Here is a 21141-nt window from a genome sequence, read left to right as displayed (position 1 = left end):
AGATGGGGCCGGTGGCCCGCTGATATAACCGGTTGACGCAGAACCTGTAGGGATTCGGTGTAACCGAGGATCAACAGGTAAAAACCAGCCGATCCAGATCGAGGAATGAGTCCAGGATAATGACCTTGTGCCAACCGAATTGATCAACCGGATACATTACCTATTCTAAACAGGGACACCCGGGGGGTGCAGCTACGCTTTCGCGATCTCTTTGGGATCAGGATGCGCAGGGATCCCTCAGGCCCCAAACAGTTGTTCAATCCGTTGCCGCACCTGCTCTGGGGATCCCTGTTGACGCACTTGACCTTCCGAGAGCAAAATCGCCCCATCTGCCCACTCCAGTTCCGCCAGCCGATGGGTTACCCAGAGGGCGGTGATGCCTTCTTGATCCACCAGTTGCCGGATGCACCGCAGCAAATCCGCCTGGCTGTCGGGATCCAACAGGGCTGTCGGCTCGTCCAAAAGCAGCACCTCGCTGCGCCGGGCCAAAGCCCCTGCCACTGCCACCCGTTGCTTCTGTCCGCCGCTGAGGCCGTGAATGGGCCGACGGATCAGGTGCTTTAATCCGACTTGCTCCAAGGCCGTTTCCACCCGCTGGTGAATTTCCGCCAAGGTCAGAGCCTCTGCCCCCAAGCCAAAGGCCACATCGGCTCCCACCGTGGGCATGAACAGTTGGTGATCCGGGTTTTGAAACACATAGCCCAGCCGACCGCGAATCTCCAGGTGGCCCGAAAGGGGCTGGGGATGGGTCAGGGATCCCGACAACAACTGCAACAGGGTGGACTTGCCGCTGCCATTGGGCCCCAAGAGCATCCACAACTGGCCCTTGGGAATGACAAAACTGCACGCCTGCAAAACCGGCGGACGTTCCGGCCAAGCAAAGGTCAGGCTCTCCACCCGAATGGCCACCTCAGACATGGGGATCCCTTAGCGGCAGAGAGAAAAGGGCTGTCCTCAGCTTTGCAACTGGGCCAAAAAACCGGGACGGGCTCCCATGGGGCTGGCGCCGCCCGACTTGGAAGTCATTTGCACGCCACATAGCTCACCGGTGAGCAGGAACACCTTTTTGCCGGTGCGGTCGCAGGTCAGCTCCAAACTCTGAGGGGATCCACTCTGCAGAGCATTGACGATGCTTTGGTAGGCCCGGTTGGCCGCTTCTTCCTCTTTTTGGTGGACAACGATGGGGGCAGGGTTCCCTTTCAGGAGCAGTTCCAGAGTGTACATGGCTGACCGTTGCGTAGTGGGCCGTGGGACAAAAGAGAGGCACCCAGAGGACGCCGTTGGCGACAGCAGGACGAAGTCCTTTTCCAGTATCGCAGGTTGGGCCAGGGTACCGGCAGGCTCAACAAATGACGGGGGAGTTTCTCTCGCCAGATTAGGCCAGGCCGGTGCCGAGAAAAGGCAGCAGGCTAATCAGCAACAGGCCCAACGTGGCCAGGGATCCCGCCAAGAAGGAGAGGGATCGCCCAATGGGAATATCGGCAATGTAGAAAAAGTTGTAGAGCAGCCGCGCCAGCAGAAACACCCCACACAGCACAGCTACCCCTTCATCTCCGCTGAGGCCAAAATACCAGGGATCCGAGTGAGGGCCGGTGATGTAGGCAATCAACGCTGCTGCCGCAAACATCCCAAAGGTCTCAAACCCGTTGGCGTGGGCCCAGGTGGCCCGTTGCCCGTAGGGAGGTAGCCTATCAAACATAGCCCGAGGGGCATGCAGGTCGTAGCCGACGCGGGCACGGGCATAGCCCACCACCCCCATGGGCAGATAGACCAAGAGCATGGCTGCCGCGATGGAGAACAGGGGGATGGCTACGAGAGGAGGATTTGGCAACATAAGATAGGCAAAAGGGCGGTGCACAATGACAGAGGAGAGAAAAGAGCCCAGCTTGGGTGGGAGCTATTGCCGGGAAAATCAACACCAGAACCATTATCCATCTATCGGGCTGTCTATCCAGGCAGATGCTTGCGTCAGGAAATCTTGCGGATTTGCCGGCGGCGCTCCTCATATTCAGCGCGGGTGATCAAGCCCTGTTTCAACTGGCTTTCCAACTGCTGTTCGGGATCCCGAGCTTCTCGGCCTTCCACACTGGTCCATTCCAGCTCGATCAACTCTCGGTTGAATCGAAAATCGAAATCGGCATTGCTCATGGTCAGAATCCACAGCCCTTCCAGCAAACAAAGGGCGCGTACCCCGTAGCTGAGGATCTGCAGCGGGATGGAAGGAACGAACACCATCAGCCCCACCACCAAGTAGCCCCAGCCCCAGCGTTGGTGCCCCATATAGAAGCGCTGCAACCCTGGAATGAACACCCCCAGCATCGCCAGCCAACCGGCCACCTCTCGGATTAACCGCCGACGATCCTGTGGGGGCGTATCAGGATCCCTGCTCTCGGCCATGGACTGCACCAGCTAGATGTGCCATTAAGCTAGCTCAGTTTTGGCCCCACAGAGCTCAGGAACTTGGAGCGAACCTCAGACTACCTTTGGGCAGAATCCTGCCGCCTATACTTGATGGGGGCAGTTCGGGGAAGGAACATGGCAGAGCGGGAGCTATCGGTAGCGATCTTGGCAGCGGGCAAAGGTACCCGGATGCGATCACGGCTGCCCAAGGTGCTGCACAAGCTGGGATCCCTGTCTTTGATCGAGCGGCTGCTGCGCACGGTGCTAACCTTGAAACCCCACCGCTGTCTGGTGATTGTGGGTTATGAACAGGAGCAGGTGCGCCAAGCCCTGCGGGAGTACCCGGTTGAATTTGTGGAGCAGGCCCAGCAATTGGGCACCGGACACGCCGTTCAACAGCTGTTGCCCGTCCTGGGCGGTTTTCAGGGGGATCTGCTGGTGATCAACGGGGATGTGCCCCTGCTGCGGGCAGAAACCCTGCAAGCTCTGGTGGAGCGCCACCGCCAGATGAACCCAGAGGTAACCTTGCTCTCGGCTCAGGTGGCGGATCCCTATGGCTATGGGCGGGTATTTTGCGATGCCCAACAGCGGGTGCTGGAACTGGTGGAAGAGCGAGACTGCACCCCGGCCCAACGGCAAAATCGCCGCATCAACAGTGGGGTGTATTGTTTCCACTGGCCGGCTCTGGCCCAGGTTTTGCCCCATCTCAACAGCAACAACGCACAGCAGGAGTACTACCTAACGGATGCCGTCAAGCGGGTGGGCAAAGCCATCGCTCTGGATGTTGCCGATCCGCAAGAAATTGTGGGCATCAACGACCGCCGCCAACTGGCCCAGGCGTACCAGATTTTGCAGGATCGCCTCAAGGAAGCCTGGATGGAAGCCGGGGTCACCTTTGTGGATCCCGACAGCAGCAGCCTGGAGGAAACGGTGGAATTGGCCCCCGATGTGGTGATCGAGCCCCAAACCCATCTGCGAGGGGTGTGCCGCATTGGCTCGGGAACCCGCCTGGGGCCGGGCAGTTGGATCGAGTCCAGCGAGATTGGATCCGGCTGTCACATTCTCTACTCGGTGGTCAGCCACAGCCGCATCGGCAACCAGGTCTGGATAGGCCCCTACGCCCACGTGCGCCCCCACAGCCAGATTGGGGATCATTGCCGCATCGGCAACTTTGTGGAAACCAAAAATACCCAGATTGGATCCCACAGCAACGCCGCCCACTTGGCCTACCTGGGAGATGCCAAGCTGGGATCCCAGGTCAACATCGGCGCGGGCACCATCATCGCCAACTACGACGGCCAGCAAAAGCACTTCACCGAAATTGGGGATCGCAGCAAAACAGGCGCCAACTCGGTGTTGGTGGCTCCTTTGCAGGTGGGATCCGATGTCACCATTGCTGCCGGCTCCACCATCCCTGCCCGCTACCCCCTGCCGGATGACTGCTTGGTGATCGCTCGCTCCCGCCCGGTGGTCAAGCCCGGTTGGCGACTTGGGATCCGCTCTTCCCGCCCCCAGGAGCCCCAGCCCATGCCGCCGGGATCCCTCAAGATTTATCCCTTGCGCCTTTTCCCCGGCCAAGATCTCAAGCAGGAACTGGAGCGAGTGGCCCGGCAGCAGCCCTTGCAAGCGGGGTTTGTCCTCAGCGCTGTCGGCAGCCTCAGCCAAGCCATCCTGCGCCTGGCCGACCAAATGGGGGATCACCTGCTGTCGGAACGCCTGGAGATCCTGGCCCTGAGTGGATCCCTGTGCCCTGACGGAGTCCATCTCCATCTCACCGTTGCCGATGCCCGAGGCCAAACCTGGGGGGGACACCTGCGCCCCGGCTGCCTCATCTACACCACCGCCGAAATTGTCCTCGCCGACAGCCCGGAGTATCGCTTCTCCCGTCAACCGGATCCGGCCACCGGCTACCTGGAGTTGCACATCCAACCCGTGGCAGGGGATCCCTGCTGGCCGTCCCCACCCCCCCAACCCCAGCAAAACCAGCAGACAAAACCAGAGGCTGACAACAGCAGGCCGAAAAGCTTACAGTAGTCAACATGAGTTACCTAAAGCTAAAGGGGGCTTGTGAGCGCCAAGCCGAAAGCTTCACGGAACTCATGGACGCTTTGCGGTGTGGCGGGCATATTACTGGGTTTTCGGACGCAACTCATTCTTAACCGCAAGCAAACAACTCTAGCCGCCCAACACGCTGGGGTAGCCCGCCACGCCTATAACTGGGGCTTAGAAGTCTGTCGGCAAGCCCTGGAGAACCAGCAAAAACTTCCCACCGCCATTGACCTGCACAAGCGCCTAGTGGCCGAGGTGAAGAAAGAACATCGCTGGTACTACCAGGTCTCCAAATGCGCCCCTCAGCAGGCATTACGCAACTTGGAGCAAGCCCTTAAGCGCTGGCGGGGTGGGTTGGGGAAGTTTCCCCGCTTCAAACGCAAGGGAGTGCGAGACAGCTTTTACCTGGAAGGGAGTATTCGCACTTCTGGCAACCGCATCAAGGTACCTATCTTCGGTTGGCTGCGCTGCGCAGAGCTGCTCCCGGTGACCACACCCAAGAACGTGGTTGTTAGCTTGAGAGCATGACTCTAGTCAATAATAAGCTCAACTATACTGAAAATAATGTATAATATGTTCAGTACGGATTACTACCAGTTGATCTTTCTGTTTACTTTCGAGTCTGCCAACATGGTAGCCAAAGCAAAGCAGAAAATTGGTAGTAAGACGACACGGAAACTGCGCTTTGGGTATTCTACTCAAAGCTTTGCGGGATACCGCCATTCTGGTTGGAAACAAACAGAATGCTATCGCTGCATAGTTGAACAGTGATGTTCAGCAGTGTTCAGCGTAAATGTATCAGACGCGACAGGCACTGAACACTCTGGAAGTGTTTGTTAGCGTTTCGTAGGTCTTTCGGAGCGGTCATCAGTACCCCGTTGAGCAGCCAGAAATTGTTAAGCTTAACGCACGGATGGCAGTATCCGGCCATGCCCCGAGTGACAACTGCTGACGATCTGCTGACAGAATATGCCTCTGGCGAGCGCAACTTTCAAGAATCCAACCTGGTGGGGGTGGACTTGGTGCGCTCCAACCTGCAAGGGGTGAATCTGAGAGGGGCCAACCTCTCCTTTGGCAAGCTGAGTGGCATTAACCTGCAGGAAGCCGATTTGCGCGGCGCCGATCTCAGCTCGGCCAACTTGATGGGGGCCAACCTCCGCGGGGCCAATCTTTGGGAAGCCAACTTGATCGGCGCGGATCTCAGCTTTGCCGACTTGCGGGAAGCCAACTTGCACGGTGCCTACCTTTGGGAAGCCAAGCTAACCCGTGCACAACTGCAGGGATCCGATCTAAGCGGGGCAAAAATCGGCGGAGCAGTGCTGACCGGCGCTGACCTCAGGGGGGCCATCCTACCTGACGGGAGTGTGCTGGCTTGAGCCACCCCCCAGCAGACAAGGCAGAATGGAACTGTTGCGACGGGATCCCTGATGTTGCTGCTGTTCAACTTGGTCTTGACACTGCTGCTGGCTGTGGGAGTGGCAGTCCTGGCCGGACAAAACCCCACCACCCTGACCGTACATTTCTTAATGTGGCGCTCGGTGGAGTTGCCTTTGGGATTTCTCATTGCCGCGGCTGTCGGCTTGGGCCTGTTGACGGTGGGGCTGGGCTCTCTCCTCTGGCCTGGGCGCAGCTTTTCTGCCACCGCCCGCCAATTACAGGAACGGGTGCGCCAACTGGAAATGCAGGATCAACCGCCCCAATAACGGCCAATTGCCAAAGGGATCCCTCTGCTTTCTGGCTTTGGCTCAACGGCTTCGATCCCCTGCAATTCTACCTGCAATTCTATAGTTGACTTGACAATCTTGTCGCTGGCCCTAGGGAAAGCATGCTGGAATGGCCCACCGATGCGAGACTGGGCGTAAGCTGAGATCAGGATCCCTTCGCCGTCTGCTTGAGCAGTGCGTATCTCCAACCGTAACCATGGCTTATTTTCAACCTACTTCCCCGGATAGCTCTCCCCAAGACCCACGGGCCCTGCGCAAAGCCCTGCGCGGATCCAGCACCTACTTCGCCAAGGGGTTTGAAGAACACAAGGATCAGGCTCAACTGGAGCTGCAAACCACCTACAAAAGCCCCCTTGTGGAGCAAATCCGTGCCCAGTCCTACCGCTATCAGCGGGGCGACATTACCATTCACCTGGCCAGGGCCTTTGGCTTTTGCTGGGGCGTGGAACGGGCGGTGGAATATGCCTATGAAGCGCGGCGACGCTTTCCGGATCGGCAACTGTGGATCACCAACGAGATCATCCACAACCCTCTGGTAAACCAGCACCTGAAGGAGATGGGGATCCGCTTTGTGGAGAAAGGCCCAGACGGCAAGAAGGACTTCTCTCAGATCCGGCCCCAAGATGTGGTGATTTGGCCTGCTTTTGGGGCAAGTGCATCGGAAATGGCGTTTTTTCGGTCGCAGGGCAATGAGATTGTCGATACCACCTGCCCCTGGGTTTCCCGCGTGTGGAACCAAGTGGACAAGCACCGCGCGGCTCAATTCACCTCTGTGATCCACGGCAAGTACAACCACGAGGAAACCGTAGCCACCAGCTCCTTTGCCGAAAAATATCTGGTGGTGCTGAACCTGGAAGAAGCAGAATGGGTCGCCCGCTACATTTTGCAAGGCGGAGATGCGGCAGAATTTCGGCGGCGCTTTGGCAAGGCCACTTCCCCCGGTTTTGATCCGGATCGCGATCTAGAGCGGATCGGCATCGCCAACCAAACCACCATGCTAGAGGGGGAGACCCGCGCCATTGCCAAGCTGTTTGAGACCACCATGCTGCGCAAATATGGCCCCCAGGAGTTAGACAACCACTTCATGAGCTTCAACACCATCTGCAATGCCACCCAAGAGCGGCAGGATGCCATGTTCGAGCTGCTGGAGCAACCTTTGGATGTCGTGGTGGTGATCGGGGGGTTTAATTCCTCGAATACCACCCACTTGCAGGAAATTGCCCTGGCCAAGGGCTTGCCTTCCTTCCACATCGATGGTCCTGACTGCATCCAACCCAACAACCGCATCCGTCACAAGCCTCTTCACCAAGACCCGACGGTTACCGAAGGGTGGCTGCCCGATGGGCCGGTGCAAATCGGCATTACCTCCGGTGCCTCTACCCCAGACCGCGTTGTCGAGGAGGTGATTCAACGCATCTTCGCCCTGCGTGAAGAACCCCGGCGGATCCCTGCCTAGGGATCCCTTCCCTCTCCCTCTTGAGCGTGCTCAACACCCTTTTTCAGGTTTATCCTCCCTTGCTGGGCTGGACGCTGCTGGGGTTTGCTCTCCAGAAGGGGCTGCCCGGCGGCTGGAAGCGTTGGCTGGATCCCCACGCCTTGGGGCGATTCATGTTTTGGGTGGGAGTGCCCCTCAGCATTGTCGGGTTTATGCAGGGAGTGGATCTGTCGGGTCAAATCTGGGTTGCTCCCCTGATCTGCTGGCTGTCGGTGGGGCTGGGGTTTGCCTTGACCAGCGCTTGGCTGTGGTGGCAGCACCGTGGTGTGGGGGATGTCCCCAACTGTTGGAGCAGTGCCCAGCAGGGCAGCTTTCACCTGACCGCCACCCTGGGGAACACCGGGTATTTGGGCTATCCCATCTGTCTGGCTGTGGCCGGAAGGGCTTACTTTGGCTGGGCCCTGTTCTACGATCTGCTGGGCACTCTGTTCATGGCCTACGGGTTTGGCGTGTGGGTGGCCAGCCGCCACGGCAGTTCCCATGCCCAACCTTGGCAGGTGGGCCTCCACATTTTGCGCACCCCTGCTCTTTGGTCTTTTGCTATGGGCCTACTGCTGACCCGCGAACCCCTGCCGGGTTGGCTCTCTCAAGGGTTGGCGGCTTTTGCCTGGAGCATGATCCCGCTCAGTTTGATGATTTTGGGGATGCGGCTGGCCCAGGTGAAGCGCTGGGGATCCTTTCTTGCCGCCGGAGTGGCCCTCTTGATCAAAATTGTGATTGTGCCGCTCTTGGTGGGAATCGGCCTTGCCTTCACCCCCTACCCGCCTCTGGCCAAGCTGGTGCTGGTCCTGCAGAGCGGTATGCCCCCCGCCATCGCCACCCTGGTGCTCACGGAAGAATACGACTTGGATCGGGAAATTACCGTAACTGCCTTGGCCGTGGGGTACTTGGCCGCCTTGCTGACCTTGCCCCTCTGGCTGGGACTCTGGGGATCCTAATAGGCCAGGTGAGACAAGGTTTGCTCGAGGTAGCGATGCACCAGTTGATCCAGCTCTGCTTCCTGAGTGGGCAACTCCCGGCCCTGGAGCCATCCCCGAAAACCCGAGCTTTCCACAATGGCCTGCCGCAATGGCTTCCAAACTGCTTGCGTGCGCAGTGCTGTATCGGAGCTGAGAGCAGGACTGATCATGAGAAGAAGGTGAGTAGGAGTGATTCACCCTCAGAATAGCTTGGATCCCAGTTGGCTTTGGCTCTCTAGGATACAAATCTCCCCTCTATGCTGAGCAAGCCTTCTCTCAGTCCCTCAAGCCAAAAAATCCTCAATATAGTCATTCCAAACTAGATTGAGACACTCCCCAGGCGTTCCGCGCTGCTTCCGCGGCCACCCCCAGACCTTCTCCCAGAGGGAGAGAGGAGCTGGACAGAAATGTTTCATTCCTGTTTAAAATGACCATACATCCCATCAACTCGAGCAAGAGGCCCAGGGATCCCTAAACGAACAATTGGCTGCGCTGCTCGACCCGTAAAGTTGGCCCCAAGGCATTGAGAAGAGAGACGCCGTAGCTGCGGACGATAATGCGGCTATCCAAAATAGCCACCCATCGAGTGGGGGAGCTGGGGTCTTCTCCCGAATCAGAGCCTTGCCGCAGAGGCGCGACGGCCCGTTGCAACTGGGCAGCAGCCACCGGCAAAAGGTACTGACGAAACCAGTCCTGCTGGGTGCGTTGCAGATATTGCACCCGTCCGGCCACCCTTGGGTCTTCCACAGAAGGGAAAGGCAAAGTGGCGATCACCATCAGTTCCGGGCGAGGCAAGCCGGCCTTGTGGTGCAGCCAGTAGGGCCAGTCGCAGACCAAAATGCCCTTTTCGCCGGGGAACGGGCTGTTTACCCGCACCCGCGAGCCGAATTCGGCAGCCAAAGCCGCCCCCACCTGTGCCTGCAGAGGTTGATCCGACACCAACACCACCACGAAGCCCTGCGCCTGAGGGATCAAGTTTTTCAGCTCTTGCAGCAGGTGATCCTGAAATAGAGGGCTGTTGGGCAGGGGGAGGCGCGGCAAGTAGAGGGACAGCTCCGCCCCGCCAGAACGGGGCCAACCCTCGCCTGAGGCAAACCGCAGCGGCGTCAGATCCGGCAAGCCCAACCGTCGCCGATAGGTTTCCGCCTGGCGATCCAGATCCAGCGCTTCCCCGATAATCACCACCGGCTGTGTGGCCCAAATGGGGGCCAGCCAATCGTGCAGAGCCGCCGGGCTGTGGTGAAGGGTGAGGCGACCGGTTTCTCGGTCGGTTTCGGCCCACCAAATCCATTTGGAGACGGGATCCCCCTCAGAGCTGAGCCGCCGGCGGATTTGATCCCAGGGATCCGGCAGCCAGCCGGGGTAGCCTGTCACCAAAGACAGCACAGCATCCAGGTGAACCTGTTCATCCGCATGAAGCAGACAGCGGGAAAGAGGCCGCCGCAAAAGCTGCAGGGACAAATTGACCTGAACCTGGGAGAGCTGCTCCGCCTCGGCAGGGAAGATTTGCCGGAGCTGTTGCCAATGGCTGGCTTCCAGGGTCACCGTTAGCGCCTGGTAGGCCCAATCTTCCAGGTCTTCGGCTCCATCCAGGATCAAAGGGATCCCTGTCGGCACTTGCGAGGATCCCTTTCTCAAGCGAGCTTGCAGCCAATCCAGGGGATCCACCAACAGCAACCCCTGGAAATCGGGATCCGGCCAGCGGTCTTTTTGCAGGACGGGCTTATGCAACTGCAGGGTGTGCTGTAGCCAGGGGATCTCTTCCCCCAAAATTTGCGCCTGCACAGGAGCTGTAGCGCAGAGCAAGGTGGGGTTGGGCCACATCAGGGCCGGCAGCAGATAACTGAGGCGGTGCTGACCCCCAGCGGGCACCTGGATCAAGGTGCTGCGACCCAACCGCAACCCTCGCGCCACCATGCGAGCCATCGTCAACTGGTGGGGCCACAGGGCTTCGGGAGACTGCCGCAAAAGCTGCCGCAACTGTTGGTGGACTTCAACCTCAATCACAGTTCAGTACGCCGGGGGTCTGCCACAGACGGTAGGGTGAACTAGCCTATTCTAGGGTAGAGAAGAAAACCAAAGCCCATCTCTGGGGTGAGCGATGTCTCTTCTAGCTGCTGTTTCCACGGGATCCCTGCTTCTGGATCGCTCCGGGTGGGGCCGTTTGCGCATGAAGGGATCCCCAGGCTTGGACTATCTGCACAACCAAAGCACCCAAAATCTGAAGGCCCTCCAGCCAGGGCAGGGGGCCGACACGGTTTTCGTGACCCCCACCGCCGGCATCCTGGATTTGGCAACGGTGTACGTGGGAGAAGAAGACTGCTGGATCTGGACTTCACCCCAGCGGCGCAGCCTGCTGATGCAGAGTTTGGGGCGCATGCTGCCTTTGGTGCGGGGAGCACAGTTGAAAGATGAGACAGATCAGACCTTTGGTTTTGGATTGCTCGGCCCCCAGAGTCAAGCTCTCCTGGAGCAAGTGGTGAGCTCAGAAGAGATTCCGACCGGGCCTCATGAGCACTGCGCCGTGGAGATCCAGGGGATCCCTGTCCATCTGGCTTGTGGCACGGGTCTTGCCCAGCCGGGGTTTACCCTCTGGGGCACCATTGACCAGAAAGTCGCTCTTGAAGAATGCTTGCTCCAAGCCGGAGCCAAGCTGGCCCCACCTGAGCTGTGGGAAGTCCTCCGCCTAGAAGCGGGTCGCCCCGCCGCCGACCGAGAGCTGACCTCAGACTACAACCCCCTAGAAGCCGGCCTGTGGCGAGCTGTTTCCCTTGACAAAGGTTGCTACGTTGGCCAGGAAGTCTTGGCCAAGCAGGTAACCTACCAGCGCATTCGGCAAACTTTGTGGGGGATCCGCCTTCAAGGAGAGGCTCAGCCCGGCACAGAGATTTTGCGGCAGGGGGAAAAGATTGGTTTACTGACCAGCGCGGGCTTGACTTCGCAAGGGTACCTGGGATTGGGATACGTGCGCACCAAGTTTGAGCCCGCCGAAGGTCTACAAGTAGAAGTCGGCTCGGTGCCGGGAGTCCTGACTCGAATGCCGTTTTTGAGCTTTCCGCCTATTGTCTGAGGTTGTTTTTGCAGACCTCTCTCCTCTCTTTTCTAGAGGGAGAAGCGTAGGCGAAACACCGCAACTCACCAGTCAAAGTGGCGGCGAAAGCGGGGATCCCGTCGATCCTTTTTGCGTCGGTTGCAGGTTTTGCACAACGTTTGCAGATTGCTGATATCGTTACTGCCCCCTTGGGCAATGGGGATGATGTGATCGATCTGAAGCTGAACCTCTGGGGGCGACTTTCCGCAACCGCGACAACGGAAGCCGTCTCTTTGGAAAACATGCTCCCGCACGGCTGCTGGAATTAGAATCCTTTCGCCGGATTTTCTTTCTTTCATCGTTATTCATCCATACTGCGAAGATCGTCCAGTGGAGACTTTTCATCTAGAGGTTCTAATATCTCTTGGTCGGGTTCTTTTATCAGAAATTCAGGATTGTCAGGATAAAAGTCAATCGTAACTTCTACTCTTACTTTTACTCTACCGGTCTGCCAACCGTTAGTTTTAGGAGAAAGAATCGAGCATGGAACTCCTTTATGGAAAAAATGAACCCGATCTTCATAGGGAATACCTGTTTGTATCTGTATCTCAAACGAACTCAAGTAACTGTCTAGTTCTCTTCCCATTTGGTCAAACCTCAGGAAATAAGAATTGATAGAATCGCAAAGCTTGGAAATCATGTAGACTTCCTGCTTATTGTTCTCGTTGATAAAAGTGATAACTCCGTCTCGCAGTTGGCTAAGATTAATGGATGTTTTTGTCATCTTATCGACCTCAAGACATAGAGACAACTTGAACAGCCCGTAAATCATCCGGTATAGAATCCTCTAGTTTTCTGGGAGCGCTATCTCCAGAATCTCTATATGGGTCATCAGGAACAAACTCGAGATAAACTTTGACTGATATCTTGCCAGAGATCCACGACTTTCTGGGCTGTAAGACTCTAGATTCTATTCCATCCACGAGCATTTTAATGTCCGCATAAACCTTTCTTGATTTAAGGTAACCGTTTGTCCGTAAAGTATCTGAAAGAAGGTAATTAATAATTGCACTATGCAATCTACTTGGAAGGTAGACTTGATCACCAATTCCAACGACAGTTTCCCTATCATCTGACCTAAAAACTATCGGATCGACCACGGCATTGTCTCCTATTGCTAACAGACTTTACTGACTGACATCTCCCCGAATGTCATCCAAAGGCGATCTACTGCTCCCTGATCCCGTTTCTTCTGGCTCAAACTCAACCACTAGTCTCATCCTAACTCTACCAGCAATCCACGGTGAGCCAGGACGTAAGAGTTTAGCAGGAATTCCTTTCACGTTAGTTATTCCGTTCAAGTTGCTCCATAGAATCGAGACTCCCTTTTCGCTAAGTTTGCTGGATAAGTAGGATCTGATACTCTCATAAACAATCTCTGAGTACACCTGAGCAAACTCTTGCGAGTAGATTAGGCGTCCTCCTATATCAATGACAGTATTTTGGAAAATATCTAGCTCAACAAAGCACTCCTGAGATTGATCATTACTTGACACTTGCCCAACCCCCTCTATGTCTCTCTGGCTTAGGCTAGCTCTCACTTTCGCGAAGGTCATCCAGAGGGGATCCGCTGCTGCTCTCTGAGCCTGTATCCTCTGGCTCAAACTCTACAGTGATCCGCAATCTGACTCTGCCTTTTTCCCAATCTTTCTTGCCCGGCACCAAGAGTTGACAAGCAAGTCCCTGCCCAAACCACTTCGCTTCTTGCAACAATTTTTCTTCTGGCTTGGGAGCAAGAAGGCTACTGGCAATGTTGAGCAAGTCTTCCGGCGGCAGAATCCCTGAGGATCTCAAGGCCGCAATGAACAAGCGATGCAGCTCTTCTTTCTTGGTCAAGTCCTCTTGGGCTGCTTTGACCAAGTTGGCAACCTTGAAAGTTTTCTCCCTTACAGAGAGGATCCCTTCTGGGTGCTGCTGCAGAGGTATCGATTTGGATCCCATGACTTTATCTGGATCAAGTGAAAGGCCAAAAACAAAGACAAGCCGCTCTATCTCAAATCATCGAGAATGCTATCCAACTCTGGAAAACTCTCGTCTATGGGTGTAGAACGACCAAGAGCGACTGCTTCGCTTGCATTGCTGTCACCTACTTGCTGTTCAGGGAGACTTGCCAAAATCTGAACTGACTCACCAACAGAGGAAGGCTCAGGACGAGTAATCAAGGGCAGCATCTCGCGATTGAGGCCCAAAGCCTGCAGGCAGAGGTTGATCCCAGAAACAGCTTGGTTGTACTTGTCTATGCTTGCCTCCAGTTCTTTCAGCCGCTGTTGGTTAAGCGCAATTTTCTCTTCAGCCTCTTTTCTGAGAGTTGCTTCCATGAACTGCTTTGCTTCTGGGTACTTTTGCAAAATCTCATCGGCTACTTGCTTGGCAACCGGCAATAGCTGAGTTTTCAGAGTATTGTTGGTCTCTTGTCGGAAGCTAGAACGCACTGTCTGGTTAATTTTCGGCTCGAAGTCAAGCTTGAGTAATTGTCGGATTCCAGGCTCTGCGTCTTGAATGGCAGAGATGTCGTATGATTGGCTGGTTTGTTTTAGGACTTCTCGAAACTGGTAGATCGAGAATGTTCCTTCCTCATAGAAGCGGGGACTTTCTCTGAGGTAGCGGTCGCACTCTTTTCGGGCACCATTGACAAGAGAACTCAAAGTTACCTCCTTAACCAAAAGAAGCTTTTTCTCCAAGTCCCCATCGGATCCCAGTAGGCGAAACAACTGCCTGTAGTAGCTCGAGCTGCGAACTTCATCAACAAGGCGACGAAAGAAGTTCTCTACAAGCGTGCTGGCTGATTCTACCAGGATGTCCTCTAGATGGTTGGACAAATAATAAAAGGCTTCGACCAATACAGCTAAGAATGGAGCTGTGGAGTTGCGGGGACGAATGCGAACGGCTTGACTGTAAACATTGTCCAACGAAAAAGTATCCAAAAGCTCATCTAGCCTCCGTACCATCCTAGCCTGCAATTTACGGAAATCGTTCTCAAATTCTTTGTTTTCTCCGTTAATAACTTTATTGACTACTGTCTGGATATGCTCGTCAAACTCTCGGCCGATACTGGCTAGCTGCTGATTGATCAGCGTCAGCTCATAGGAAATCATGCTGTCAATCTCTTTGGGCTGGCTATCAATGTCTCGGTAGAGATCTAGATAGGACTTCCTCATCTCGATGCAGAGAGGTTGCAAATCATCGGCCAGCGCGGAAAATAGCTGTGGCCGCTTTTCTTCCGTTAAATAACGAGTAATCCCAGCCCGAAAGTCTTCAATACCGCTATCTTTAATCATATACTCAATCAAAGGTTTTCCCCACTCCCTCAGAATCCGAACGTAGTTATTTATGGGTGTGTCGTACCCATGTACAGAAGGGCGGAACAGGGATCCAACCAACCTACCTGACGTGCAGTACTTGTTAAACTCGCTGACAAACTGGGGCGTTTCTTCCTCACCACCCAATTCTTTGATGCTTTCTGAAAAAATCGTATCCAGTCCAAATCGATCCTCGGGGGTAGTTGCCTTGATCTGGGAACCATAGAAGCCGAGAAGGCCGCTTGTCTTAAATACGCGGAGTTGACGAAACTGCTGGTCGATAATGTTTTCTAGTCTATGCTTTAGTTGTGCGTTGTACCAAGTCTCATCAATCCGGTTAAACACATAGAAGACGCGATCCCTGATGCTATCATTACTTTGAATATGCTCAATAAGCTCTGTCTCTTCCTTGGTCAGCTCACCCGTTGCAGCACACTTGAGAACGCAAACAACTGCGGACGTATCCGGATCGGCAATTTTTCGATAAGTACGCTCTGCATCCGCTTTGACTGGAGCATCGATCCCAGGAGTATCGACAATAACGTTTCCATCTTCCAGTAAGGGGTGATGGCAGTAGTATTCCACCTTTCGCAAAACTGCGCTATTGGCGCCGCGCCGGGCAAAACCCGCAGCTTCCCTTAGGTTGCCGAAGTTGAGCTGCTCCATTGAGAAAACTTTGTTCTCGGTAGGGTGAATTTTGTCCCGGTTCTGCTGGAAACCTGTAATCAACAAGCGAAGTGCATCCGCCTGCTTCGCCCGCTCTGACTTGCTTTTGCCTCCCTCCTGCTGAATAATAGCCTCAGCACGCTCCTTCAGGGGATTCAGTGCAGTGTCTTCCAGCCTGCTGAGTGACGGAGCCAAGTTTAGGAAAGCGCAGAAGGCGGTCATCTGTTCTTGCACTTCCTGCTCGCTAAGAAAAGTGAGCACCACTCTCTCAGCATTTGGCTCTGCGTAGGCGATGTAGCACTCTGTCCCTGTGGCGTGCCCTTCGGCGCTGTAGAGAAGCTCTCTTTCTAAGAGGGCATTGATTAGCATAGACTTGCCAGCACTGAAAGCACCGGCAAAGACAATCTCGAAGGTTGGAGAAATAGCTTTGCTGAGGGAAGCTTGAATCCGAGTGGTATCTTGCTTGCCTGAAAAAGTGGAATCCTGATGCCAGAGTTGCAGGATAGCTTCAACCTGCTCTTTCAAGTTCTCACACTGAGGCAGGAGCTTTACAGACATAAGAGAGCAATCTCCACAGAGGCTGCCGGGATTATAACTTGCCTATGCTTGAGGTGAGGATTCCTACAACAATTTTCTTCAGTCCCGGAGCTGTGTGGCTATATGTGCATACACGTGAAGAGAGAAGAGCAGAACTCCCCAGACCGACATAGCAAAAAGGCTTAGGTCGTTGACCCAAGCCCGCCTCAGCATACTCATACCAGATGCCAGGAACCAGACTTGAACTGGTGACACGAGGATTTTCAGTCCTCTGCTCTACCAACTGAGCTATCCCGGCTCTGGACCTACTATCTTACGATGTCGAGGGGGGTTTTGACAACTGGTGGCGCCCCCAATTTAGCCAATCAATTTCTCCAAAGCCTCCATCTGGGGGATGCAGAGAACATCTCGAGTGCGATCCCGGCGGATCAGCTCCTCTTGCTCCAGCTTAGACAGAACGCGAGTGACCGTTTCCCGAGCCAGGCCACTTAGGCTGCTCAGCTCCCGATGGGGCAAGTTGGGGATCTCTACACCACTCCGGCTAACCCGGCCACGAGATTCGGCCAAGAACAGCAGGATATCGGCAACACGGGCCGTACTACTGGCCTCGCGCAACTGCAGACGACGGTTGATCTGCCGTAAGCGGCGCGACATGAGCTGAGCAAGGCGGATGCCGGCCTGAGGATCAGAAGCCAAAAAAGCCAGGAAGTGTTGGGCCGACAGACAACTGACTTTGGTGGCTGTTAGGGCTACAACGTCGGTAGAACGAGGCGCTTCGTCCAAAGCAGCCATTTCCCCGAAGATTTCCCCTGGACCAAGAATGGTGAGGGTGATCTCCCGGCCTTCGAGATCATGGGTGCGAATCTTGACCCACCCTTTCAGGATGAAATAAACGGCGTTACCCCAGTCATTTTGTAACAAGATGGCCTGATTGACCGGGTGGGAGCGCAACGACATTTGCCCGGCCAGCGGCTCTAGCCTCTCAGGAGGAAAGCCCTCGAACAGGAGCATCAGGCGAAGGTCATCTGGAGTTACATCGCTCACCGTGGGATCCTCCTGCACGTGGTCAGTTCTGGTCGAGTGGGATGGGAAAAGGGTGGGCCTGGAAAGCCCCCCTGCTCCCCAGCCTACAGCCCGCCAGGGCGAACTGCGTAGCGATAGGACAGAGCTTTAGACCCAATTTTGACCTCTACTTTGGAAAGGGATCCCTGCCCAAAAAAGCTGCTGCCATTCTCTAACCCAGAAACGGCAAAATCCATCTTGCTGATAGCAATTTTCTCGAGTTTGTGCAGTTTGAGTCGAGATCTAGACCTGCTGAAGTTGAGATTGCCAATCTTGGCTGGTATCCAAAACCTTTAAAAAAGGCCGTTCCGAATCGGAAAAATCCTGCCAGTGGGCCTGCTGTTGGGAGAGCATCTCGGCGGTGGCATCAGCAATGTCGGCAGAGGGCTGCTGATCCCCATCGATGCAGCCGGCTGGGGCCAAGAGGGGTTGAGGAGCTGGGCTGCGGCGTTGCAGGCGCTCCCGCAAAACAGGTTCAGGGGCGTAGCAGTGGAGGATGCGCAGTGGGATCCCTTGGCGTTGGGTCTGCTCAATGGCCATCCCCCGCAGGGCTTGCCGGTCAAACTTGGCGTCCAGAATCACGGTGTAGCCTTCCTGGGCCAGCTCTACTCCCAACTGCACCAAGCGGCGGTAGGTTTTATCGGTCATCTCCGGGGTATAAACCTCCGGCCCCCCCCGTTGCCGCAGAGGGATCCCGGCCAAATGCTTGCGCACCGCATCGGAGCGAATGTGAATGGCTCCCCGCTGACGGGCCAAGTGGCGGGCTACCGTGCTTTTGCCGGATCCCGACAATCCCGACATCAGGAACAACTGCCCCCGCTTGGGGAGGGTGTATTCCCAGGCAAGACGGTAATAGCGGGCGGCGGTGCTAAAGGCTGTGGCCTTGGCTTCCTCTGCTGCAGTGGGATCCTCCAGCAAAAAAGAGGCGACCTTGGCCCGCACGTAGGCCTGCCGATTGAGGTAAATAGGCAAGATCTTCAGCCCTTCCCAATCTCCGGTTTCTTCCAGGTAAGTGTTCAAATAGACGTTTCCCAGATCGGGGCGATGGCGGGCATCCAAATCCATCACCCCATAGGATATGTCGTACATGACATCCACAAAGCGGAAGGCTTCATTAAACTCGATGCAATCAAAAAGCAGGATCTTCCCTTCCCAAAAACAGATGTTGCCTAGGTGCAGGTCTCCGTGGCATTCACGAATGCGGTTTTGTTCTATTCTTTGTTGAAACAGCTCCTGCCGCTCAGCAAAAAAGCGATCAGTGTAGGCTTGGGTTTCTCGATATTGCTGAGCTGTTTGTGGGCCGCCGACGTAGCGCTGGGTTTGGGCGTAATTCTCGTCAAAGGCTTCTCGCACCCGTTCTGGCCGGCCAAAGCTGCGGATGTAGTCGTTGGTCTCGGTTTGGGCATGAAACGTCGCCACCACCCGCCCCAGCTCCTCCATCAAGGACGGCGTTAGCTCTCCCCGCTCAAACAGGTTGCTGAACAGTTGCTCTTGGGGAAATTGCCGCATTTGCAGAGCGTATTCTATGGGCTCGCCGCTGCCGTTGAGCTGAAATCGGCCATCGGTCTGGACAATGGGCAACACCTGCAGATAAAGGCCGGGAGCACCGCGCTGGTTCATGCGCAGCTCTTCTTGGCAAAAGTGGCGCCGCCTCTCCAGGGTGGTGAAGTTCAAAAAGCCAAAGTCCAAAGGCTTTTTCACTTTATAGGCATAGTCGCCTGTCAGCAGAATATAGGAAATGTGGGTTTGAATAAGCCGAATGGGATCCTGTACCGGATGAGGGTAGAAGGCGGGATCCAGCATCGCTTGGATCAAGGGGGGCAGGTGGGTATCGACCATGAAAAACGATAGAGATGGAAAAAGGGCTTGGACGGGGATCCCTATCTTCCGCCGACAGAGCAGATTGTCCTCCACCTATTCCTTAAAGGGCAAGGCGGCTTCTTGGGGGGAAAGACGGATGAGGCTGATCCCCTGCTGAATTAGCGTATCTTGAGCAGCACCGGAAAGAGCGTAGGGCCAGACCAGATATTTGGTGTTGATGTAGTCTTGTCCGCGCTTGGCCAGGTTTACCTGTTCCGAGAGCATGCGCACGTCTGGCCCGCGGCTGATAGTGGCTTCGGCCCGGCGAATGCGCTGCATCAGTTGGCTGAACAGCTCTTGGGGCTGCTGCACAAACACCACAATGGCCAAGTCACAGGGGTTGTAATAGTTGCCGATGCCGCAGAGGAGCAGGGCTTCACTGGAGAGAACAAGGGTTTCTTGATCCCCCAGAGCCACCACCGGATACAGAAAGGTGCGCACATCCTCCAGTTGCCAGTGGTTAAAAGAGTGGCTATCTACCTCCCCCCGCACCCAAGAGGAGATGGCAGGAAAAACTGCTTCGCTCAACAGTCGATAGGCCGTCTGGGGTCGCCCTAGCCAGCAGAGGGCATTTTCGTAGAAGCTCTCGTTCTCCAGCAGGTGGGGGGTGAGAGGAGCAACCATGGGCAGATCCTCAACGGGCTTTCTCCAGCATGCCTACTCGGGGATGGTTAAGGCAATTTTGCCCAGAACGGATCCCTGCTCCAGCAACCGGTGGGCGGCAGCCGCTTCGGCCAGAGGAAAGGTGTGGCTGAGCTGGATCCGCAGTTGGCCTTGGTCGATGAGGCGGGCACATTGCCTGAGGATTTCCGCCTGATTTTGTTGGGCGTTGGTCAGGCTTTTCAGCATCGGGGTGAGCATCAGCTCAAATCCCACCCGCAAGTTGCGGTCGCGAGCCACCCGCCAGTCGATCTCTGGGGCCGGGGCCAGTAGGGTGACGATATCTCCGTACACGCGCACTGCGGGGAAGGTCTGCTCCAATAGCTTGCCGCCCAAGGTATCTAGGGCAAGATCTACCCCCTCTCCCCCTGTCCAGTCCAAAACGGCGCGCACAAAGTCTGTCTGCCGGTAGAAGATGGGCAAGCCGGCGCCTAGGGAACGGACAAACTCCGCCTTTTCCGGGGTGCTCACGGTGGTGGCCACTTTGGATCCCCGTAGACGGGCCAGTTGAATGGCCACATGGCCAACTCCGCCCGCTCCCCCGTGGATGAGCACACTTTGGCCGGCCTGGAGACGTCCCCGGTCGTACAGCGCTTCCCAGGCGGTGATCAGCACCAGCGGGGCAGCAGCAGCCTCCGCAAAGCTCAGAGTTCTGGGCTTGGGAGCCACAAAACGCTCGTCCACCACGATCAGCTCGGCGTAATTCCCCGCCTGCCTGCCCAGACCCCCGTGGCAGAAGTACACCTCGTCTCCCACTGTAAAGTGCCTAACTCCGGATCCCACGGCTTCCACAACGCCGGCACCGTCACACCCCAAAATGGCGGGCATCTCCTCTGGATAGAAGGTGCCCCGTTGCCGCAGTTTGGTGTCGATGGGGTTGACGCCGGCTGCCCTCAGACGGATGCGCAGCTCCCGCTCGCCGCGAATTTGGGGCTCAGGTACTTCTCGGAGCTGCAGAACCTCTGGCCCGCCGGGCACACTCATGACTACGGCTTTCATGCGCTCAAGTTGTCAGCTTCAGTTGGGTTGGCCCGCTCAAAGGATGCAGGGTAGAGTTTGTTCTGGTGATGAGAAGATGGGCATCTCCCCATTGGGGTGTTGCTTTGCAACCCTGCGGAGTCTTGCAGCTGCTCTCTAGCCTATTTTAGCTAAACCGCCGAGAAGCCCCGCGCTGTATGCGCAGGGTCAACATACCCACGCAAAACCGAAGCCGTCACCCCACTCCATGAAGCAATAAAAAGGCTAGTAAACTACCCGACACCCGCGCTATGCGCAGGGTGCGGGCTTTATCCCAATCCCTAGCGGCCCCAGAGGACAGCTAAGTTTCGGAATTTCAGGC

General features: G+C 55.9%; 24 protein-coding genes, 1 tRNA gene and 2 pseudogenes. 9 read left to right on the top strand and 18 right to left on the bottom strand.

The window, feature by feature from the left end; all coding sequences use genetic code 11:
- Positions 1 to 237: 237 nt before the first annotated feature.
- The 4 genes from ACVW0B_RS08590 to ACVW0B_RS08575 all read right to left on the bottom strand — a co-directional run bounded on the left by ACVW0B_RS08590 (position 238) and on the right by ACVW0B_RS08575 (position 2397).
- The gene (locus ACVW0B_RS08590; protein WP_414331746.1) at positions 238 to 918 is read right to left on the bottom strand and encodes an energy-coupling factor ABC transporter ATP-binding protein; all 681 of its coding nucleotides are present in this window, start codon (positions 916 to 918) and stop codon (positions 238 to 240) included.
- A gap of 36 nt (positions 919 to 954) precedes the next feature.
- A complete protein-coding gene (locus ACVW0B_RS08585) occupies positions 955 to 1224 on the bottom strand; it encodes a hypothetical protein (RefSeq protein ID WP_414332008.1) in 270 nt (89 codons plus the stop codon).
- Between the two features lie 151 nt (positions 1225 to 1375).
- On the bottom strand, positions 1376 to 1834 hold the full coding sequence (locus tag ACVW0B_RS08580) for an MAPEG family protein (RefSeq protein ID WP_011434188.1): 459 nt from the start codon (positions 1832 to 1834) through the stop codon (positions 1376 to 1378).
- Between the two features lie 134 nt (positions 1835 to 1968).
- Positions 1969 to 2397, bottom strand: a complete 429-nt coding sequence (locus tag ACVW0B_RS08575; RefSeq protein ID WP_457491460.1) for an SHOCT domain-containing protein — start codon at positions 2395 to 2397, stop codon at positions 1969 to 1971.
- 138 nt (positions 2398 to 2535) lie between these two features.
- On the opposite strand from ACVW0B_RS08575, the pseudogene glmU reads away from it, so the two are divergent.
- The 8 genes and pseudogenes from glmU to ACVW0B_RS08535 all read left to right on the top strand — a co-directional run.
- A pseudogene (gene glmU, locus ACVW0B_RS08570) lies at positions 2536 to 3888 on the top strand (bifunctional UDP-N-acetylglucosamine diphosphorylase/glucosamine-1-phosphate N-acetyltransferase GlmU); the annotation flags it as partial.
- Positions 3889 to 3927: 39 nt separating this feature from the next.
- Positions 3928 to 4434 carry a PPC domain-containing DNA-binding protein gene (locus ACVW0B_RS08565; protein ID WP_457491473.1) on the top strand — a complete coding sequence of 169 codons (507 nt, stop codon included), beginning with the start codon at positions 3928 to 3930 and terminating at the stop codon, positions 4432 to 4434.
- 81 nt (positions 4435 to 4515) lie between these two features.
- Positions 4516 to 4977 (top strand): RNA-guided endonuclease InsQ/TnpB family protein, encoded by a 462-nt coding sequence (locus ACVW0B_RS08560; protein WP_457443865.1) that lies wholly within the window; start codon positions 4516 to 4518, stop codon positions 4975 to 4977.
- A gap of 48 nt (positions 4978 to 5025) precedes the next feature.
- A pseudogene (locus ACVW0B_RS08555) lies at positions 5026 to 5209 on the top strand (hypothetical protein); the annotation flags it as partial.
- 169 nt (positions 5210 to 5378) lie between these two features.
- Positions 5379 to 5825: a pentapeptide repeat-containing protein gene (locus ACVW0B_RS08550; RefSeq protein WP_457384596.1), complete on the top strand. Its 447-nt coding sequence runs from the start codon at positions 5379 to 5381 to the stop codon at positions 5823 to 5825.
- A gap of 51 nt (positions 5826 to 5876) precedes the next feature.
- Positions 5877 to 6152, top strand: a complete 276-nt coding sequence (locus tag ACVW0B_RS08545; RefSeq protein WP_457393110.1) for a lipopolysaccharide assembly protein LapA domain-containing protein — start codon at positions 5877 to 5879, stop codon at positions 6150 to 6152.
- A 217-nt stretch (positions 6153 to 6369) separates the two neighbouring features.
- Entirely contained in the window at positions 6370 to 7629 is a 1260-nt protein-coding gene (locus ACVW0B_RS08540) for a 4-hydroxy-3-methylbut-2-enyl diphosphate reductase (protein ID WP_414388748.1), read from the top strand.
- Positions 7630 to 7655: 26 nt separating this feature from the next.
- Entirely contained in the window at positions 7656 to 8606 is a 951-nt protein-coding gene (locus tag ACVW0B_RS08535) for an AEC family transporter (RefSeq protein ID WP_011434195.1), read from the top strand.
- Here the strand turns inward: ACVW0B_RS08535 and ACVW0B_RS08530 are convergent.
- Together ACVW0B_RS08530 and ACVW0B_RS08525 are read right to left on the bottom strand one after the other, a co-directional pair.
- The gene (locus ACVW0B_RS08530) at positions 8603 to 8797 is read right to left on the bottom strand and encodes a hypothetical protein (RefSeq protein WP_414349826.1); all 195 of its coding nucleotides are present in this window, start codon (positions 8795 to 8797) and stop codon (positions 8603 to 8605) included. The genes ACVW0B_RS08535 and ACVW0B_RS08530 overlap by 4 nt on opposite strands.
- A 301-nt stretch (positions 8798 to 9098) precedes the next feature.
- Positions 9099 to 10634, bottom strand: a complete 1536-nt coding sequence (locus tag ACVW0B_RS08525) for a hypothetical protein (RefSeq protein WP_457491459.1) — start codon at positions 10632 to 10634, stop codon at positions 9099 to 9101.
- A 94-nt stretch (positions 10635 to 10728) separates the two neighbouring features.
- Between ACVW0B_RS08525 and ygfZ the strand changes: the two genes are divergently transcribed.
- The gene (gene ygfZ / locus ACVW0B_RS08520) at positions 10729 to 11697 is read left to right on the top strand and encodes a CAF17-like 4Fe-4S cluster assembly/insertion protein YgfZ (protein WP_457491458.1); all 969 of its coding nucleotides are present in this window, start codon (positions 10729 to 10731) and stop codon (positions 11695 to 11697) included.
- 65 nt (positions 11698 to 11762) lie between these two features.
- Here ygfZ and ACVW0B_RS08515 read toward each other — a convergent pair whose 3' ends face one another.
- From ACVW0B_RS08515 to ACVW0B_RS08460, 12 genes are all read right to left on the bottom strand, one after another.
- Positions 11763 to 12017, bottom strand: coding sequence for an HNH endonuclease (locus ACVW0B_RS08515; protein WP_457491457.1), 255 nt, complete (start codon positions 12015 to 12017; stop codon positions 11763 to 11765).
- A gap of 2 nt (positions 12018 to 12019) precedes the next feature.
- Positions 12020 to 12442 (bottom strand): KGK domain-containing protein, encoded by a 423-nt coding sequence (locus ACVW0B_RS08510; RefSeq protein ID WP_457491456.1) that lies wholly within the window; start codon positions 12440 to 12442, stop codon positions 12020 to 12022.
- Between the two features lie 10 nt (positions 12443 to 12452).
- A complete protein-coding gene (locus ACVW0B_RS08505; protein WP_457491455.1) occupies positions 12453 to 12818 on the bottom strand; it encodes a KGK domain-containing protein in 366 nt (121 codons plus the stop codon).
- Between the two features lie 27 nt (positions 12819 to 12845).
- Complete coding sequence (locus ACVW0B_RS08500; protein WP_041436828.1) at positions 12846 to 13274, bottom strand: KGK domain-containing protein; 429 nt, start codon at positions 13272 to 13274, stop codon at positions 12846 to 12848.
- A complete protein-coding gene (locus ACVW0B_RS08495; RefSeq protein WP_414332234.1) occupies positions 13249 to 13659 on the bottom strand; it encodes a KGK domain-containing protein in 411 nt (136 codons plus the stop codon). The genes ACVW0B_RS08500 and ACVW0B_RS08495 overlap by 26 nt, the downstream gene beginning before the upstream one ends.
- Before the next feature lie 47 nt (positions 13660 to 13706).
- The gene (locus ACVW0B_RS08490) at positions 13707 to 16241 is read right to left on the bottom strand and encodes a dynamin family protein (protein WP_457491454.1); all 2535 of its coding nucleotides are present in this window, start codon (positions 16239 to 16241) and stop codon (positions 13707 to 13709) included.
- A gap of 204 nt (positions 16242 to 16445) precedes the next feature.
- A tRNA-Phe gene (locus ACVW0B_RS08485) sits at positions 16446 to 16518 on the bottom strand.
- 59 nt (positions 16519 to 16577) lie between these two features.
- On the bottom strand, positions 16578 to 17231 hold the full coding sequence (locus ACVW0B_RS08480) for a Crp/Fnr family transcriptional regulator (RefSeq protein ID WP_457491472.1): 654 nt from the start codon (positions 17229 to 17231) through the stop codon (positions 16578 to 16580).
- A 116-nt stretch (positions 17232 to 17347) separates the two neighbouring features.
- Entirely contained in the window at positions 17348 to 17479 is a 132-nt protein-coding gene (locus ACVW0B_RS08475) for a hypothetical protein (protein ID WP_457491453.1), read from the bottom strand.
- A gap of 46 nt (positions 17480 to 17525) precedes the next feature.
- Complete coding sequence (locus ACVW0B_RS08470) at positions 17526 to 19121, bottom strand: bifunctional aminoglycoside phosphotransferase/ATP-binding protein (RefSeq protein ID WP_457491471.1); 1596 nt, start codon at positions 19119 to 19121, stop codon at positions 17526 to 17528.
- A gap of 75 nt (positions 19122 to 19196) precedes the next feature.
- Complete coding sequence (locus ACVW0B_RS08465) at positions 19197 to 19766, bottom strand: hypothetical protein (RefSeq protein WP_414332236.1); 570 nt, start codon at positions 19764 to 19766, stop codon at positions 19197 to 19199.
- A 33-nt stretch (positions 19767 to 19799) separates the two neighbouring features.
- Complete coding sequence (locus ACVW0B_RS08460) at positions 19800 to 20801, bottom strand: zinc-dependent alcohol dehydrogenase family protein (RefSeq protein ID WP_414349833.1); 1002 nt, start codon at positions 20799 to 20801, stop codon at positions 19800 to 19802.
- Positions 20802 to 21141 lie beyond the last annotated feature (340 nt).

The sequence above is a fragment of the Thermostichus sp. MS-CIW-23 genome (assembly GCF_054059455.1).
The sequence above is the reverse complement of the archived record's forward strand: the minus strand, read 5'-3'. Positions and strand labels throughout refer to the sequence as shown.

Coding starts and splice junctions, on each gene's coding strand:
- ACVW0B_RS08590 (WP_414331746.1), bottom strand. CDS start 918: ATGTCTGAGGTGGCCATTCGGGTGGAGAGCCTGACCTTTGCTTGGCCG.
- ACVW0B_RS08585 (WP_414332008.1), bottom strand. CDS start 1,224: ATGTACACTCTGGAACTGCTCCTGAAAGGGAACCCTGCCCCCATCGTT.
- ACVW0B_RS08580 (WP_011434188.1), bottom strand. CDS start 1,834: ATGTTGCCAAATCCTCCTCTCGTAGCCATCCCCCTGTTCTCCATCGCG.
- ACVW0B_RS08575 (WP_457491460.1), bottom strand. CDS start 2,397: ATGGCCGAGAGCAGGGATCCTGATACGCCCCCACAGGATCGTCGGCGG.
- ACVW0B_RS08565 (WP_457491473.1), top strand. CDS start 3,928: ATGCCGCCGGGATCCCTCAAGATTTATCCCTTGCGCCTTTTCCCCGGC.
- ACVW0B_RS08550 (WP_457384596.1), top strand. CDS start 5,379: ATGCCCCGAGTGACAACTGCTGACGATCTGCTGACAGAATATGCCTCT.
- ACVW0B_RS08545 (WP_457393110.1), top strand. CDS start 5,877: ATGTTGCTGCTGTTCAACTTGGTCTTGACACTGCTGCTGGCTGTGGGA.
- ACVW0B_RS08540 (WP_414388748.1), top strand. CDS start 6,370: ATGGCTTATTTTCAACCTACTTCCCCGGATAGCTCTCCCCAAGACCCA.
- ACVW0B_RS08530 (WP_414349826.1), bottom strand. CDS start 8,797: ATGATCAGTCCTGCTCTCAGCTCCGATACAGCACTGCGCACGCAAGCA.
- ygfZ (WP_457491458.1), top strand. CDS start 10,729: ATGTCTCTTCTAGCTGCTGTTTCCACGGGATCCCTGCTTCTGGATCGC.
- ACVW0B_RS08515 (WP_457491457.1), bottom strand. CDS start 12,017: ATGAAAGAAAGAAAATCCGGCGAAAGGATTCTAATTCCAGCAGCCGTG.
- ACVW0B_RS08510 (WP_457491456.1), bottom strand. CDS start 12,442: ATGACAAAAACATCCATTAATCTTAGCCAACTGCGAGACGGAGTTATC.
- ACVW0B_RS08500 (WP_041436828.1), bottom strand. CDS start 13,274: ATGACCTTCGCGAAAGTGAGAGCTAGCCTAAGCCAGAGAGACATAGAG.
- ACVW0B_RS08495 (WP_414332234.1), bottom strand. CDS start 13,659: ATGGGATCCAAATCGATACCTCTGCAGCAGCACCCAGAAGGGATCCTC.
- ACVW0B_RS08490 (WP_457491454.1), bottom strand. CDS start 16,241: ATGTCTGTAAAGCTCCTGCCTCAGTGTGAGAACTTGAAAGAGCAGGTT.
- ACVW0B_RS08480 (WP_457491472.1), bottom strand. CDS start 17,231: ATGCTCCTGTTCGAGGGCTTTCCTCCTGAGAGGCTAGAGCCGCTGGCC.
- ACVW0B_RS08475 (WP_457491453.1), bottom strand. CDS start 17,479: ATGGATTTTGCCGTTTCTGGGTTAGAGAATGGCAGCAGCTTTTTTGGG.
- ACVW0B_RS08470 (WP_457491471.1), bottom strand. CDS start 19,121: ATGGTCGATACCCACCTGCCCCCCTTGATCCAAGCGATGCTGGATCCC.
- ACVW0B_RS08465 (WP_414332236.1), bottom strand. CDS start 19,766: ATGGTTGCTCCTCTCACCCCCCACCTGCTGGAGAACGAGAGCTTCTAC.
- ACVW0B_RS08460 (WP_414349833.1), bottom strand. CDS start 20,801: ATGAAAGCCGTAGTCATGAGTGTGCCCGGCGGGCCAGAGGTTCTGCAG.